Source organism: Pseudomonas sp. S2_E01 (genome assembly GCF_054668365.1).
In genome coordinates this window covers 6,178,614-6,192,899 of record NZ_CP162762.1, presented here as the reverse complement: position 1 = coordinate 6,192,899, position 14,286 = coordinate 6,178,614, and the positions used below count along the sequence as shown (strand labels likewise).

The 14,286-nt window shown below is 58.6% G+C and carries 15 protein-coding genes; 11 read left to right on the top strand and 4 right to left on the bottom strand.

Annotated elements, in window-relative coordinates; genetic code table 11:
• Nucleotides 1-165: 165 nt before the first annotated feature.
• Nucleotides 166-1,377 (top strand): glycosyltransferase family 4 protein, encoded by a 1,212-nt coding sequence (locus tag AB4O36_RS28575; RefSeq protein ID WP_460120307.1) that lies wholly within the window; start codon nt 166-168, stop codon nt 1,375-1,377.
• A 9-nt stretch (nt 1,378-1,386) separates the two neighbouring features.
• Here the strand turns inward: AB4O36_RS28575 and AB4O36_RS28570 are convergent, their stop codons facing one another.
• Entirely contained in the window at nt 1,387-2,013 is a 627-nt protein-coding gene (locus AB4O36_RS28570; protein ID WP_460120305.1) for a peptidase M41, read from the bottom strand.
• Nucleotides 2,014-2,158: 145 nt separating this feature from the next.
• Here AB4O36_RS28570 and AB4O36_RS28565 point away from each other — a divergent pair, with 145 nt between their 5' ends.
• The 10 genes from AB4O36_RS28565 (at nt 2,159) to AB4O36_RS28520 (ending at nt 13,056) form a co-directional block, all read left to right on the top strand.
• Entirely contained in the window at nt 2,159-2,620 is a 462-nt protein-coding gene (locus tag AB4O36_RS28565) for an Lrp/AsnC family transcriptional regulator (RefSeq protein ID WP_460120303.1), read from the top strand.
• A 171-nt stretch (nt 2,621-2,791) separates the two neighbouring features.
• Entirely contained in the window at nt 2,792-4,474 is a 1,683-nt protein-coding gene (locus AB4O36_RS28560) for a flavin monoamine oxidase family protein (RefSeq protein ID WP_460120301.1), read from the top strand.
• 12 nt (nt 4,475-4,486) lie between these two features.
• Nucleotides 4,487-5,281 (top strand): carbon-nitrogen hydrolase family protein, encoded by a 795-nt coding sequence (locus tag AB4O36_RS28555; protein ID WP_460120299.1) that lies wholly within the window; start codon nt 4,487-4,489, stop codon nt 5,279-5,281.
• Between the two features lie 48 nt (nt 5,282-5,329).
• Complete coding sequence (gene pqqF, locus AB4O36_RS28550) at nt 5,330-7,774, top strand: pyrroloquinoline quinone biosynthesis protein PqqF (RefSeq protein WP_460140792.1); 2,445 nt, start codon at nt 5,330-5,332, stop codon at nt 7,772-7,774.
• Between the two features lie 133 nt (nt 7,775-7,907).
• On the top strand, nt 7,908-7,982 hold the full coding sequence (pqqA, locus tag AB4O36_RS28545; protein WP_009045898.1) for a pyrroloquinoline quinone precursor peptide PqqA: 75 nt from the start codon (nt 7,908-7,910) through the stop codon (nt 7,980-7,982).
• Nucleotides 7,983-8,061: 79 nt separating this feature from the next.
• Nucleotides 8,062-8,973, top strand: a complete 912-nt coding sequence (gene pqqB / locus AB4O36_RS28540) for a pyrroloquinoline quinone biosynthesis protein PqqB (protein WP_460120295.1) — start codon at nt 8,062-8,064, stop codon at nt 8,971-8,973.
• Nucleotides 8,974-9,092: 119 nt separating this feature from the next.
• Nucleotides 9,093-9,845 (top strand): pyrroloquinoline-quinone synthase PqqC, encoded by a 753-nt coding sequence (gene pqqC, locus AB4O36_RS28535; RefSeq protein ID WP_460120294.1) that lies wholly within the window; start codon nt 9,093-9,095, stop codon nt 9,843-9,845.
• Nucleotides 9,842-10,117: a pyrroloquinoline quinone biosynthesis peptide chaperone PqqD gene (pqqD, locus tag AB4O36_RS28530; protein WP_460120292.1), complete on the top strand. Its 276-nt coding sequence runs from the start codon at nt 9,842-9,844 to the stop codon at nt 10,115-10,117. The genes pqqC and pqqD overlap by 4 nt, the downstream gene beginning before the upstream one ends.
• Nucleotides 10,118-10,121: 4 nt before the next feature.
• The gene (pqqE, locus tag AB4O36_RS28525) at nt 10,122-11,264 is read left to right on the top strand and encodes a pyrroloquinoline quinone biosynthesis protein PqqE (RefSeq protein ID WP_460126878.1); all 1,143 of its coding nucleotides are present in this window, start codon (nt 10,122-10,124) and stop codon (nt 11,262-11,264) included.
• Entirely contained in the window at nt 11,230-13,056 is a 1,827-nt protein-coding gene (locus tag AB4O36_RS28520; RefSeq protein ID WP_460140791.1) for a S9 family peptidase, read from the top strand. The genes pqqE and AB4O36_RS28520 overlap by 35 nt, the downstream gene beginning before the upstream one ends.
• Before the next feature lie 102 nt (nt 13,057-13,158).
• On the opposite strand, the gene AB4O36_RS28515 is transcribed toward AB4O36_RS28520, so the two are convergent.
• The 3 genes from AB4O36_RS28515 to AB4O36_RS28505 all read right to left on the bottom strand — a co-directional run bounded on the left by AB4O36_RS28515 (nt 13,159) and on the right by AB4O36_RS28505 (nt 14,069).
• Nucleotides 13,159-13,317: a YqaE/Pmp3 family membrane protein gene (locus AB4O36_RS28515; RefSeq protein ID WP_003228885.1), complete on the bottom strand. Its 159-nt coding sequence runs from the start codon at nt 13,315-13,317 to the stop codon at nt 13,159-13,161.
• Between the two features lie 82 nt (nt 13,318-13,399).
• Nucleotides 13,400-13,720, bottom strand: coding sequence for a helix-turn-helix domain-containing protein (locus AB4O36_RS28510; RefSeq protein ID WP_460140790.1), 321 nt, complete (start codon nt 13,718-13,720; stop codon nt 13,400-13,402).
• On the bottom strand, nt 13,713-14,069 hold the full coding sequence (locus AB4O36_RS28505) for a type II toxin-antitoxin system RelE/ParE family toxin (RefSeq protein ID WP_460140789.1): 357 nt from the start codon (nt 14,067-14,069) through the stop codon (nt 13,713-13,715). The genes AB4O36_RS28510 and AB4O36_RS28505 overlap by 8 nt, the downstream gene beginning before the upstream one ends.
• Nucleotides 14,070-14,286: the final 217 nt, after the last annotated feature.

The following is a 14,286-nucleotide window of genomic DNA, read 5'->3' as shown; positions in this document are numbered from 1 at the left end:
ATAAAAATCTCAATCCGCAGGTGAAAAAAAGATGTTTCGGACTGCTACAATTCCCCCGAACGCCTGCAGTGTTATTTTCAATGGGCAGCAAAAAAATGGCGCCAGTAGTAGGACGCGCCCGGCAGGAAATACCACTTAGCCGTCAAGGATTCCTGTGAGGGGAATATGATCAACGAGCCATACATCCTGTTCACAAGAATCCCGATCAAAAAGGATGATCATGGCAACCTGTTCGCCGACCCTCTTTGGGCCAAAGATATAGAGTTGCATCTGGACTACATCCAGAGCTTTGGAATTTGCTGCCCTGTTGAAAAAAGCAATAAAGTCGACGGCTTGAAAAACATCACCAGCTTGAACATACAATGGCTCTACGGACTAAAAAACGACTACGGGCTAGTGTCCGTTGTTAAAAATCTTGTTCCAAACTTTATAACCGTCATAAAAGCCTGTAGAACCGCCCGAATTGTTCATTCCGATGGGGCAGGCTGGGCATTCCCGTTGTCTTTTTATCTTCTGCCACTCAAGCCGCTCATGCGCTTCCAATGGATCATTGTCATTGAGTCTTCATTCTGGATGCTCAGTCAGGGGGAGCCCAGGACCTTTAGAAAGGCCATTGAACACTACGCGCACAAGATTCTGTTGAAACGCTGTTTGAAGCGGGCAAACGCAAGGATATTTACCCAGTCATTTTATCGGGAATATTTTCTGGGCGACGATGACAGCCGAGCTTTGATAAACCATGCCACTTGGGTGGACAAACAACACGTCACCAATCAAGAGGCGGTCGAAAACAAATTCAGAGACCGGCTCGATGGCGCACTCAATATCTTTTACCCATCGCGTCTGGCGGAGGATAAAGGTGTACTCGTTGTACTCGATGCCATAAAAAAATTGAAACATGACAACTTGAACATTAATGTAACCGTCATGGGTTCAGGCGATCTTAAAGAGCATTGCCAGCGATTTGCCGAAGAAGATCACGGGGGCGTAAAAGTCCGGTTTCAGGACGCCGTCAATTATGGGGAGGACTTTTTCAACGTCATTTCCCAATATGACTGGTTGCTCGTCCCGACCCTGAAACAGGAGCAGCCCCGGATCATTTTTGACGCCTTCAGCCAGGGCGTGCCGGTCATCGCCTCCGACACCTCGGGAATTCTGGACATCACCAATGAGGACAACGCCCTGATCTTTGAAACGGGCAATTCGTCCAGCCTGGCAGACAGCATTCGGCATATCGCCCGGCATCCCGAACTGGCATTGAAAATGGGGCTGGCCGGTCTGGAATACGCGACTGGCAAAACCCACCTACAGATGCACCAGGACCGGGAAAAATTCCTCAAGAACAGTCTGGAACCCTACGCCAGCCTCCCAACCTGAGTGCCGCGCTCACACGCGCAACAATGGAATGGCCTGAACTATCGGCAATCTTTCCAGCGAGTCTCGGCCGAACACCACCTCGTAGGTATCCGCCGCCCTCCCCCACTGTTCGACGATCGCCATGCCGCCAACCAGCAAGCTTCCCAGTTCGATGATCGTGTCGGCCTGGTCCTCGACGACGGTTTGAGTTCGAACCCAGATCCCATCCGTCAGGGTCTTCAGCTCGGTCGCGATGCGCTCGGGCGACCCTGGATCCGTTTCGGGATAGCAGATGTTGCGCAGCAAATGCTGTAGTTCTTTGACCTTCGCGTAATCCTGTTCCGCTCCCAACGCACCTTTGAGAATGGCGATTGCCTTCGTTTTGTCGACCCCAGCCGGAGAAAGTGTCTGCGCCATGACGCCGGCAAAGAGCACCATCATCCGCGCTTCCAGGTGCGCTTTCATGACCGCCATCGACGCAATTGGCTTCGCCAGGGTGATGGTGGCACCTCCGTGATGCCTCAAGTCCATGGTCACGGCCAGGGTCACACCGCCGGTTGCAAACCCCAGGGTGCGCGCCACGACATAGTGGCCCATTTCGTGATGAGCGATCTGCAAAGCATGTTCGCGTACCGCGCTGGGCATGATCCTGGACATTTCTGCGCCTCGCTTCCTTCGATTCTGCATTCCACTATGGGCAATACATGACTGTCCAGACCCGATATCAAGCATTTACTGCCGCCAGCGTCTGCGGTGCCTGTAACATGTTCAATCCTGGATCTGTACCGCTGGAGCCCACCCATTGCACGACATCCGTCCGCCCGTTCTTGACGAAATCGACCGCCAACTGATCGCAGCCCTGCAGATCAATGCCCGCGAGAGCGTGGCCATGCTTGCCCGGCAACTGGGTATCGCGCGCACCACCGTCACGTCCCGGCTGGCGCGCCTGGAAAAGGCCAAGGTGATTACCGGATACGGTGTGCGCCTGGGTCAGCGGGTGGTGGACGGCGGCTTGCAGGCCTATGTCGGCATTACCGTGCAACCACGCTCCGGCAAGGAAGTACTGCGTCGTCTCAGCGCCATGGCGCAGGTGCAACAGTTGTGCGCGGTCAGTGGCGAATTTGATTATGTGGCGTGGCTGCGCACGGACTCGCCGGAGCAACTGGATCAATTGCTGGACCAGATTGGCTCGGTCGACGGGGTAGAGAAGACCACCACCTCGATCATCCTGAGCAGCAAAATTGATCGGGGCCAGCCGGTTTGAAGGGTTCGTAAAGCAACAACTATGATGTCGTCATTCGTCATATTGACTCAATAACAACCAGAATGACGACACTTTGCGCCTTATTAACGTGTTCTGCGCTCTCTAGAATGGCTGGCATCTTTTCCTATACTCAGACGCGCATCCCGTGTCCGGTCGCCAGTAAGGTCAGCCATGAACAAGAACAATCGCCACCCTGCAGACGGTAAGAAACCAGTCACCATTTTCGGCCCGGATTTCCCATTCGCCTTCGACGACTGGATCGAACACCCGGCGGGCCTGGGCAGCATTCCTGCACACCATCACGGCGCCGAAGTGGCGATCGTCGGCGCGGGCATCGCTGGTCTGGTGGCGGCCTACGAGCTGATGAAGCTGGGGCTTAAACCGGTCGTCTACGAAGCCTCGAAATTGGGTGGGCGCCTGCGCTCGCAAGCGTTCAACGGCACCGACGGGATCGTCGCCGAGTTAGGCGGCATGCGGTTTCCAGTGTCCTCCACCGCGTTCTACCACTATGTGGACAAACTGGGTCTTCAGACCAAGCCTTTCCCCAACCCCCTGACGCCTGCCTCCGGCAGCACCGTCATCGACCTGGAAGGCACCACTCACTACGCACAGAAACTGGCTGACCTTCCCGCACTGTTCCAGGAAGTGGCTGACGCCTGGGCTGACGCGCTGGAGGCTGGATCGCAATTCTCCGACATCCAGCAAGCGATCCGCGACCGCGACGTACCGCGCCTCAAAGAGCTGTGGAACACCCTTGTCCCATTATGGGACGACCGCACCTTCTACGACTTCGTTGCGACTTCCGAAGCGTTCGCCAAGCTATCTTTCCACCATCGGGAAGTGTTCGGCCAGGTTGGATTCGGCACGGGCGGCTGGGACTCGGACTTCCCGAACTCGATGCTGGAAATTTTCCGCGTGGTCATGACCAACTGCGACGATCACCAACACCTGGTGGTCGGCGGCGTGGAGCAAGTCCCACAGGGTATCTGGCGGCATGCTCCAGAGCGTTGCGTACACTGGCCGCAAGGCACCAGCCTCAAGTCACTGCACCGTGGAGCACCGCGCTCCGGGGTGAAAAAAATAGCTCACGCCGCCGATGGCCGATTTGCCGTCACCGATAACAACGGCGATACCCGCGAATACGCGGCGGTGCTGACCACTTGCCAAAGCTGGCTGTTGACGACCCAGATCGAATGCGACGAAACCCTGTTCTCGCAAAAAATGTGGATGGCCCTGGACCGTACCCGTTACATGCAATCCTCGAAGACCTTCGTGATGGTCGACCGCCCGTTCTGGAAGGACAAGGACCCGGAAACCGGCCGCGACCTGATGAGCATGACCCTCACCGACCGCCTGACCCGTGGCACGTACCTGTTCGACAACGGCGACGACAAACCCGGGGTCATCTGCCTGTCGTACTCGTGGATGAGCGACGCGCTGAAAATGCTCCCACACCCGGTGGAGAAACGCGTGAAGCTGGCGCTCGACGCCCTCAAGAAGATCTATCCGAAAGTCGACATTGCCGCACGGATCATCGGCGACCCGATCACCGTCTCCTGGGAGGCCGACCCGCACTTCCTCGGGGCCTTCAAAGGTGCGCTGCCCGGTCACTATCGCTACAACCAACGCATGTACGCGCACTTCATGCAGGACGAAATGCCGGCAGAACAGCGCGGGATTTTCATTGCGGGCGACGATGTATCGTGGACGCCAGCATGGGTCGAAGGCGCGGTGCAGACCTCACTCAATGCGGTCTGGGGCATCATGAAACACTTCGGCGGTGAAACTCACGCCGAGAACCCGGGTCCAGGAGATGTGTTCAAAGAGATCGGTCCGATCGCCCTGCCCGAGTAAGAGGAATCCCAAATGCGCGTAGCTCTTTACCAATGCCCACCGCTGCCCCTGGATGTCGCCGGTAACCTGCAACGCCTGCATCAGCTGGCGCTGGAGGCCAAGGGCGCCGACCTGCTGGTGGTGCCGGAGATGTTCCTGACCGGCTACAACATCGGCGTCGATGCGGTCAGCGTGCTGGCCGAGGTGTACAACGGTGAGTCGGCCCAGCAAATCGCGCGCATCGCCAAAGCCGCCGGGATTGCCATTTTGTATGGTTATCCCGAGCGCACCGAGGATGGGCAGATCTACAACGCGGTACAGTTGATCGACGCTAACGGCGAGCGCCTGTGCAACTACCGCAAGACTCACCTGTACGGCGACCTCGACCGCTCGATGTTCAGCGCCGGTCGCGACGATTTCCCAATCGTGGAGATTAACGGCTGGAAGCTCGGTTTCCTGATCTGCTACGACCTGGAGTTTCCAGAGAACGCGCGGCGCCTGGCCCTGGCGGGTGCCGAGCTGATTCTGGTGCCAACGGCGAACATGATTCCCTACGACTTTGTCGCCGACGTGACCGTGCGCTCTCGGGCCTTCGAAAACCAGTGCTACGTGGCTTACGCCAACTATTGCGGCAGCGAAGGCGACATTCAGTATTGCGGACAGAGCAGCATCGCCGCGCCGGATGGAAGCCGCGTCGCCCAGGCTGGCCTGGATGAAGCACTGATCGTCGGGGAGCTTGATCGCCCGTTGCTGAACGACTCCCGCGCAGCCAATCGCTACTTGCTCGATCGTCGCCCGGAGCTATACGGCGAGCTGAACAAGCGCTGATCCATCGTTATCCGCTAGCATGGGCGCTTCTCTGTCCTGGAAGTGCTCATGCCTGCGCCGATTCCCTCTCGCCCCCACACGGAAACCCTGGCCAACGGCTTGCGGGTGACGCTACGTCATGCCCCTGACTTAAAGCGCTGCGCGGCGGCATTAAGGGTCGCGGCAGGCAGTCATGATGTGCCGCTGGCCTGGCCGGGCCTGGCGCATTTCCTTGAGCACCTGCTGTTTCTCGGCACAGACCGCTTCCCTGGAAATCAAGGGTTGATGGCCTACGTTCAATGTCACGGCGGGCAGGTCAATGCGCGAACCAGTGAGCGCACGACCGACTTCTTTTTCGAGCTGCCCCCCAAGCATTTCAGCGCAGGGCTTGAACGACTGTCAGACATGCTCGCTCATCCGCGAATGAGTCCGGACGATCAACAGCGTGAACGCGAGGTGTTGCACGCTGAATTTGTCGCCTGGTCGCAGGATGCGCGGGCGCAACAGCAGCTGGCGCTGTTCGATGGGCTGTCGGCGGGTCATCCATTACGAGGGTTTCACGCTGGTAATCGCGACACGTTGCCGGTGCCGGAAGCGGACTTTCAACTGGCACTGAAGGATTTCCATCAGCGTTTCTACCAGACCGGACAGATGACCTTGAGCCTGGCGGGGCCACAGAGTATCGAAGATCTGCGGCAACTGGCGCTGGGTTTCGGTGCAGTGATTACAACCGGAGAAAACATCCCACAGACAAAACCGTTGGCGCTGATGGCGTCCTCAGACAGCACGTATCAACAGGTGAGCGAGCGCCGGCTCGATCTACTCTTCACGTTTGAATCGCTGCCTCCTTTCTCGGGTGAGGCGCTGGCGTTCCTGTGTCACTGGCTGAACCTCGGAAGACACGGAGGGTTGCTGTCACAGTTGCGTGCCAGTGACTTGGCGGAGCGTTTGAAGGCGCAGGTGCTGTATCGGTTTGCCGAACAAGCCGTGCTGCATATCGAGGTCGCCACAACAGCCCCGCCGAACGTAGTCCGCGAGAACCTCCTCGACTGGCTGGGCTTCTTTGCCAAGCAGGATTGGTCGGCTCTGCGTGACGAATACACGGTATTGCAGGCGCGTCAGCAACAGATGAGCAGCGCCCTGCAATTGGCCCGCCTGGACAGTGAACAGCTCGAAATCGGTTTATCCAATCAAGGTGTCGTCGCGCTTGAACACATTCTGAAGACTATGGGCGCTGTGGATAACTTCAGCGGTGAATGGCAGTTGCCCGCACCCAATCCGTTCCTGCACCTCGAAGCTCCCGCCCAGAATGCTGGCCTTATTCGCGGTCAAACCAGCAAACACCGTGGCCTGAGAACCTTTGCCCAGGATCGCTCGCGCAACCGTCGTGAAACTTCGCCGATGCAATTCAGCCAGGCCCTGCCAGACAACACGGCACAAGGGGCAATCTACCTGCGCTGGCGACTGCAGGCCTCGCCTCAGCCACGTCTGCAACAACATCTTGAGGACCGACTGCAACCGCTGTGCGAAGAAGCCCGCCAAGCCGGCGTCGAGATATCATTCAGCGCGTCGGGCAATGAATGGCTGCTGAGAGTGACGGGGCTGCAGGAGTCGATGCCGAGTATTTTGGAACACGCGCTGAAAGAACTGACGACGCCCGTCAGTGGCTGCTCACTTGAGGTGTCGAAAAATCCTGCGCCGATCCCAATCAAGCAGTTGCTCAAAGTCTTGCCCGATCATTGCCTTGAGCCGACGGCGCTCTGCGATGATGCGCAGCAGCTGTGGTCCACCGCACGGTGGGAAGGCCTGGCCGTCGGTCTCTCAGCGCAGACGCAGGCCGCATTGGGGTTAGCCCTGAGCCGCACACCCGGTATTGCCGATGGCCAAGTGGCAACCGCACGCTCGATCAACGGGCAGCGTCTGTGGACAACGTTGGATACCGGCTCCAGCGAACACGCGATTCTGCTGTTCTGTCCGACAGCTACGCGGGAAATCTCCGACGAGGCTGCCTGGCGCCTCTTAGGGTTGGTCTGTCAGACGCCGATCTATCAGCGTCTGCGTGTTGAACTGCAATTGGGTTATGCCGTCTTCAGCTCTCTGCGCCAGATCCATGGGCGGACCGGACTGCTGATAGGCGTACAGTCGCCAAGTACCCCACCCCTGCAATTGCTGGAACACATTGAACGCTTCTTCGGCGAGCTACCCGCCATGATCGAGGCGATCGATGCCGCCACATTCATCTCCCAGCGCCAGTCGCTCGCCGAGCAATTCGATCCAGCCCTATTGCCGCTGGCCCAGGCCGCCGAACAGCTCTGGCAGGGTAAACAGGCAGGCCACTCGTCGGATTACCTGGCTCAGTTGCCATTGGCGATTCAGGCCCTCCAACACAGCGATTTGATCGCCGCCGCCCACCGACTGAACGATACCGAAGGTGGCTGGCGATGCCTGGCCACCCATTCTGAACCGCCGCCTCCCTGGCGCTTGACGCGAGGATCTTTACCGCTGGTGCAATGAGCTTTTTCCGAGATTGCCGGCCATTCATTTGTAAATTTGAGTAACATAGCCACCTAACTATCTGAACATCTCCGGTTGGAGGTGGACTATATGTATAGCTATCAACCGTCCCATCACCACAAGGAGCGCTCCCATGTCCTGGTCCAAGCCTGCTTACACCGACCTGCGTATCGGCTTTGAAGTCACCATGTACTTCGCCAGCCGCTAAGGTTGTAGACTCAAAGCGATGTGCAACGCCTCGGTTTACCGGGGCGTTTTTATTTTCAGAGTTGAATGACGGAGCGCCCATGTTTGTCCAGATCCTAGGTTCCGCTGCCGGCGGCGGTTTCCCCCAGTGGAACTGCAACTGCGTGAACTGCGCAGGTTTTCGCGACGGCAGCCTGAATGCCAAGGCCCGAACCCAGTCATCCATTGCGATTTCCGATGACGGTATCAACTGGGTCCTGTGCAACGCCTCGCCGGACATCCGTGCCCAGCTCCAGAGCTTCGCCCCAATGCAACCGGGCCGGGCCCTTCGCGACACCGGCATCAGCGCCATTGTGTTGATGGACAGCCAGATCGATCACACCACCGGCCTGCTCAGTCTGCGTGAGGGATGCCCGCACAACGTCTGGTGCACCGACATGGTCCATGAAGACCTGAGCACCGGTTTCCCGCTGTTCACCATGCTTACCCACTGGAACGGCGGGCTAAGCTGGAACCGCATCGAGTTGGACCGCAGCTTCACCATTCCCGCTTGCCCGAACCTGCGTTTCATCCCACTGCCACTGCGCAGTGCGGCGCCACCGTATTCACCGCATCGCTTCGACCCGCATCCTGGCGACAACATCGGGCTCATCGTTGAGGACCTGAACACCGGCGGCAAGCTGTTCTACGCCCCCGGCCTGGGCAAGGTGGACGCGCCGCTGATGCAGATCATGGCAGGCAGCGACTGCCTGCTGGTGGATGGCACGTTATGGGATGACGACGAAATGCAACGCCGCGGCGTCGGCACCCGCACCGGCCGTGAAATGGGACACTTGGCACAGAACGGCGCCGGCGGCATGCTCGAGGTGCTGGATCAGTTGCCCAAGCAGCGCAAGGTGCTTATCCACATCAACAACACCAACCCGATTCTCGATGAAGACTCGCCGGAGCGCGCGGAGCTGGTTCGGCGTGACGTCGAAGTGGCGTATGACGGGATGAGTATTGTTTTGTAAGAGGCCAAGACCGCTTCGCGGCCTATCGCGAGCAGGCTCGCTCCCATACGATGACGGGCTGCCTGCATTTACAGCAAAGCTCGCGATGAGGCCCTACCCGACACCGCTGGAGCCCCGAAATGACTGACACCCCGCTCTCCCCCGCCGAATTCGAAGCCGCCCTGAAGGCCAAGGGCGCCTATTACCACATCCATCACCCCTACCACGTGGCGATGTACGAAGGCCGGGCGACCCGGGAGCAAATCCAGGGCTGGGTCGCCAACCGTTTCTACTATCAGGTGAACATCCCCCTGAAGGACGCGGCCATCCTGGCCAACTGCCCGGACCGCGAAATCCGCCGCGAGTGGATTCAGCGCCTGCTCGATCACGATGGCGCCCCTGGCGAAGACGGCGGAATTGAAGCCTGGTTGCGCCTGGGCCAGGCTGTCGGCCTCGACCCTGACCAATTGCGTTCCCAGGAACTGGTCCTGCCCGGTGTGCGTTTTGCCGTGGACGCCTACGTCAACTTCGCCCGCCGTGCGAGCTGGCAGGAAGCCGCCAGCAGCTCGCTGACCGAACTGTTCGCGCCACAGATACACCAGTCGCGCCTGGACAGCTGGCCCCAGCATTACCCGTGGATCGACCCGGCCGGCTACGAATACTTTCGCACTCGCCTGGGCCAGGCGCGGCGCGATGTCGAGCATGGACTGGCGATCACCCTGCGACACTACACGACACGGGAAGGCCAGGAGCGCATGCTGGAAATTCTCCAGTTCAAACTGGACATTCTTTGGAGCATGCTCGACGCCATGAGCATGGCCTACGAATTGAAACGCCCGCCGTATCACAGCGTGACCGAACAACGGGTCTGGCATAAAGGAATCAACCTATGAGTTTCGACCGCAGCAAAACCCCGACCTGGCGTCCCGGCTACCGTTTCCAGTACGAACCGGCGCAAAAAGGTCACGTGCTGCTGTACCCCGAAGGCATGATCAAACTCAATGACAGTGCCGCGCTGATCGGTGGTTTGATCGACGGCCAGCGCGACGTCGCGGCGATCATCACCGAGCTCGACAAGCAGTTCCCCGGGGTACCGGAACTGGGTGACGACATCGAGCAATTCATGGAGGTTGCCCGTGCTCAGCACTGGATCGAACTTGCCTGACGACGTGTCGGATAAGTTACCGCCCAAGCCGGACGTCGGCCTGCCGCTGTGGCTGCTGGCCGAGCTGACCTATCGTTGCCCATTGCAATGCCCCTACTGCTCCAACCCGCTGGACTTCGCCGAGCAAGGCAAAGAGCTGAGCACCGAGCAGTGGATCAAGGTGTTTCGTGAAGCGCGGGAAATGGGCGCGGCGCAACTGGGCTTTTCCGGTGGCGAACCGCTCGTGCGCCAGGACCTTGCGCAGTTGATTGGCGAGGCGCGCAAGCTCGGTTTCTATACCAACCTGATCACTTCGGGCATTGGTCTGACCGAGCAGAAAATCAGTGACTTCAAAAAGGCCGGCCTGGACCATATCCAGATCAGTTTCCAGGCCAGCGACGAGCAAGTGAACAACCTGCTGGCCGGTTCAAAAAAAGCGTTCGCGCAGAAACTGGAGATGGCCCGTGCAGTAAAGGCCCATGGCTATCCAATGGTGCTGAACTTCGTTACCCATCGGCACAACATCGATAAAATCGACCGCATCATCGAGCTGTGCATTGCCCTCGAAGCCGACTTCGTTGAACTCGCCACCTGCCAGTTCTACGGTTGGGCACAACTCAATCGGGTGGGCCTGCTGCCGACCCAGGAACAACTGACGCGCGCTGAACGCATCACCAACCAATATCGCGCCAAACTGGAAGCAGAAGGACACCCCTGCAAGCTGATTTTCGTCACTCCGGACTATTACGAAGAACGCCCGAAGGCCTGCATGAACGGCTGGGGCAGTATTTTTCTGACAGTGACACCCGACGGTACAGCCCTTCCCTGTCACGGTGCCCGACAGATGCCGGTGCAATTTCCCAATGTGCGCGATCACAGCATGCAACACATCTGGTACGACTCCTTTGGCTTCAACCGTTTTCGCGGCTACGACTGGATGCCCGAGCCTTGTCGCTCCTGCGACGAAAAAGAAAAGGACTTTGGCGGCTGTCGCTGTCAGGCGTTCATGCTCACCGGTGACGCCAGCAACGCCGACCCGGTGTGCAGCAAATCGCAGCATCACGGCATGATTCTCAAGGCCCGCGAAGAGGCCGAGCACGCCACCGAAACCATCGAACAACTGGCCTTTCGCAATGAACGAAACTCACACCTCATCGCCAAAAGCTGAACCGCTGAGCGCCGCCAATGCCGTGGCCGCTGGCGTCGACTTTGCCGAACTGCTGGTCGGGCAGCATGGCCTGTTCTGGAATGAATACCGCCCCGAAGACGCCGCATGCCGCATCTGGCATTGGCGTGACGACCAGGCACATTGCCTGACGCCCGACGGTTTCAGCGTACGCAGTCGCGTGTACGAATATGGCGGTGGAGCGTTTTGCCTGACAGACGATGGAATCGTGTTCGTCAACGAAGCAGACCAACAGTTGTATCGCCAATCGCTGCAGGGCGAAACACCCGTGCCGCTGACGTCCGGTGAATGCCGGTATGGCGATCTGAAGTTCGCCGAGGGTCAGGTTCTGGCCGTGGAAGAACAGCGCAATCACCACCGTCTGGTGGCCATTGATCTGGCGAGCGGGAACCGCCATCTGTTGGCCGAGGGTGCTGATTTCTATGCCGCGCCGACGCTGAGCCCCGACGGACAGCGCCTGGCCTGGATCGAATGGAGCCGTCCGGATCAGCCCTGGACCGCTACGCGCCTGATGGTCGCCGAGCGCACAAACGGCGGCGTTTTTCCCCCTGCTCGCTGCGTGGCCGGCGAAGAAACTCAGGAATCGGTACAACAGCCCCGTTTCGATGAGCATGGTCGTCTTTATTGCCTGACGGATCGCGCCGGGTACTGGCAGCCTTGGGGGGAGTCACCGGACGGTTTGCGAGCGTTGCCCAGCGTTGCGGCCGACCACGGCCCCGCGCCTTGGCAACTGGGTGGCTGCACCTGGCTGCCACTCGCAGATAACGCTTTTCTGGCCAGTTGGACCGAAGACGGTTTCGGCCGACTCGCCATCTGCACGGAAACCGTTGAAGACTTCACCGGCGACTACAGCCGTTTCCGACATTTGGCCATGGATGAAGATTTCATCTACTGCATCGCTGCCTCCCCCGTCAGACCATCCGCGATCATCGCCATCGAGCGCACTACCGGACAAGCGAAAGTGCTGGCGGGCGGCGTGGCACCATTGCCGGCAGAACGGATCAGCGTCCCGCAAACCCTGCGTTACCCGAGCGGCTCGGGCGAGGCACACGGATTCTTTTATCCCGCGATGTCCGGCGAGGCGAAACCGCCGCTGGTGGTATTCATCCACGGCGGCCCGACGTCAGCGTGCTACCCGATACTGGATCCGCGCATTCAGTATTGGGCGCAACGCGGTTTCGCCGTGGCCGACCTCAATTACCGTGGCAGCAGCGGCTATGGGCGGGCGTACCGCCAAGCGCTGTATTTGAGCTGGGGGGAAGTGGATGTAGAGGATGCTTGCGCGGTGGTGACACATCTCGCCAACCGTGGCTTGATCGATGGCGACAGAGCGTTCATCCGCGGTGGCAGTGCCGGTGGCTACACCACGTTGTGCGCGCTGGCGTTCAACACGGTGTTTCGCGCCGGTGCGAGTCTCTACGGGGTCAGCGATCCCGTGGCGCTGGGCCGGATCACCCACAAGTTCGAGGGTGATTACCTGGATTGGCTGATCGGCGATCCCGACAGGGACGCCGAACGCTACGCCGCCCGTACGCCTCTGCTTCATGCAGGAAACATCCGCGTACCGATGATCTTCTTCCAGGGTGAACTCGACGCCGTCGTGGTGCCTCAACAGACCCGCGACATGGTCGAGGCTCTACAGGAAAACGGCATCCTGGTTGAAGCCCATTACTATCCCGACGAACGCCATGGTTTCCGCAAGGCGGGGAACCAAGCCCATGCACTGGAGCACGAGTGGTTGTTTTACAAGCGGGTGATGAAATCATCCACTTGAGATAGCGTCGTTCCAATTGCTGGCAAGCCAGCTCTACAAGATACGCAATCCCCTGTAGGAGCTGGCTTGCCAGCGAAAACTACCTATCGGTCGCAGCGACTCTCAGCGCTTGGCGATGATGTAGACCGCGTGCACGATCCCCGGAATGTAACCGCACAACGTCAGCAGAATATTCAGCCAGAACGCCCCACCGAAGCCGACCTGAAGAAACACACCCAGTGGCGGTAGAAGAATAGCGATGATGATGCGAATGAAATCCATGGGGCAGCTCCTGATTTGAAGTGGGCGCGTGCGCCCTACAGCTAATCGACCTGCGCCGTTCGTCAGGGTTCAGTTCGCGAATTCAGGCCAGTATTTCCAGCCCGTGTTTCTGCACGATGCTCAGCAGTTTGAGCGCCATGCCACTGGGATGTTTGGCGCCGGCTTCCCATTGCTTTACCGTCGATGCACTGGTGTTCAGATAACGTGCGAACACCGGCTGGCTGACATTGTTGCGCTCGCGCAGCGCCTTGATCTGCTCCGCCGGGATCGCATCGGGAACGGTTGCAAGGCAGGACTCATCGAACTCGCGCATGGTTGCCTTGCTGATTGCGCCGATGGCGTACAGGGCGCCGGCGGATTCGTGTACCGATTCCAATGCCTCACTTTTGAACTTTCTACTCATGAAAAACCTCCAAAAACTCCTTTGTATCCAGCAGGGACTGGAGTTGCAGTTCTGTCAGCATCTCGTAGGTCTTCGCCACTTTCCGAAAGCCGATCAAATCCGCTTGACTGATATTGCTTTGATCTTTTTTGGCGTACAGGAATTGATACTCCCAGTAACGCTCACCCTTGGCCACAACAATCGAGCGATGTCGATTGGCATTCAAGCGTTTCTTCCAAACCCCACCGCCGAGGCTTTCGGCCTGGCCCCTTAGCATTTGCGCAAAAGCGTCGCGAAGCTCGTCATCGCCAATCCATGCCTTGCCAGCCTGCACGGCAAAACGCTTGGTCTTGAACAACCGGGGTCTCATCGGCATCCCTTCCTAAAAAAACATACCACTTAGTGGTATATAAATCAAAGCCTGCTGAATGACTCTGTCACTCTGCGGGCATCGGCACTCCTTGCCGACGTGCACTAAAAAACCACCGATCGCGCCATCGCTCAAGCACCGATTGGCATCTGGAAAAATGCAGAGACAAAAAAACGCCCCACGTCAAAAGAATCAAACGTGGGGCGACGCGTTATAC

Bases quoted from the DNA above. Each gene is read 5' to 3' on its own strand.
- AB4O36_RS28560 (WP_460120301.1), top strand. From the start codon at position 2,792: ATGAACAAGAACAATCGCCACCCTGCAGACGGTAAGAAACCAGTCACC.
- AB4O36_RS28555 (WP_460120299.1), top strand. From the start codon at position 4,487: ATGCGCGTAGCTCTTTACCAATGCCCACCGCTGCCCCTGGATGTCGCC.
- AB4O36_RS28515 (WP_003228885.1), bottom strand. From the start codon at position 13,317: ATGGATTTCATTCGCATCATCATCGCTATTCTTCTACCGCCACTGGGT.
- pqqD (WP_460120292.1), top strand. From the start codon at position 9,842: ATGAGTTTCGACCGCAGCAAAACCCCGACCTGGCGTCCCGGCTACCGT.
- pqqC (WP_460120294.1), top strand. From the start codon at position 9,093: ATGACTGACACCCCGCTCTCCCCCGCCGAATTCGAAGCCGCCCTGAAG.
- AB4O36_RS28575 (WP_460120307.1), top strand. From the start codon at position 166: ATGATCAACGAGCCATACATCCTGTTCACAAGAATCCCGATCAAAAAG.
- pqqB (WP_460120295.1), top strand. From the start codon at position 8,062: ATGTTTGTCCAGATCCTAGGTTCCGCTGCCGGCGGCGGTTTCCCCCAG.
- AB4O36_RS28520 (WP_460140791.1), top strand. From the start codon at position 11,230: ATGAACGAAACTCACACCTCATCGCCAAAAGCTGAACCGCTGAGCGCC.
- AB4O36_RS28510 (WP_460140790.1), bottom strand. From the start codon at position 13,720: ATGAGTAGAAAGTTCAAAAGTGAGGCATTGGAATCGGTACACGAATCC.
- AB4O36_RS28570 (WP_460120305.1), bottom strand. From the start codon at position 2,013: ATGTCCAGGATCATGCCCAGCGCGGTACGCGAACATGCTTTGCAGATC.
- pqqF (WP_460140792.1), top strand. From the start codon at position 5,330: ATGCCTGCGCCGATTCCCTCTCGCCCCCACACGGAAACCCTGGCCAAC.
- AB4O36_RS28505 (WP_460140789.1), bottom strand. From the start codon at position 14,069: ATGAGACCCCGGTTGTTCAAGACCAAGCGTTTTGCCGTGCAGGCTGGC.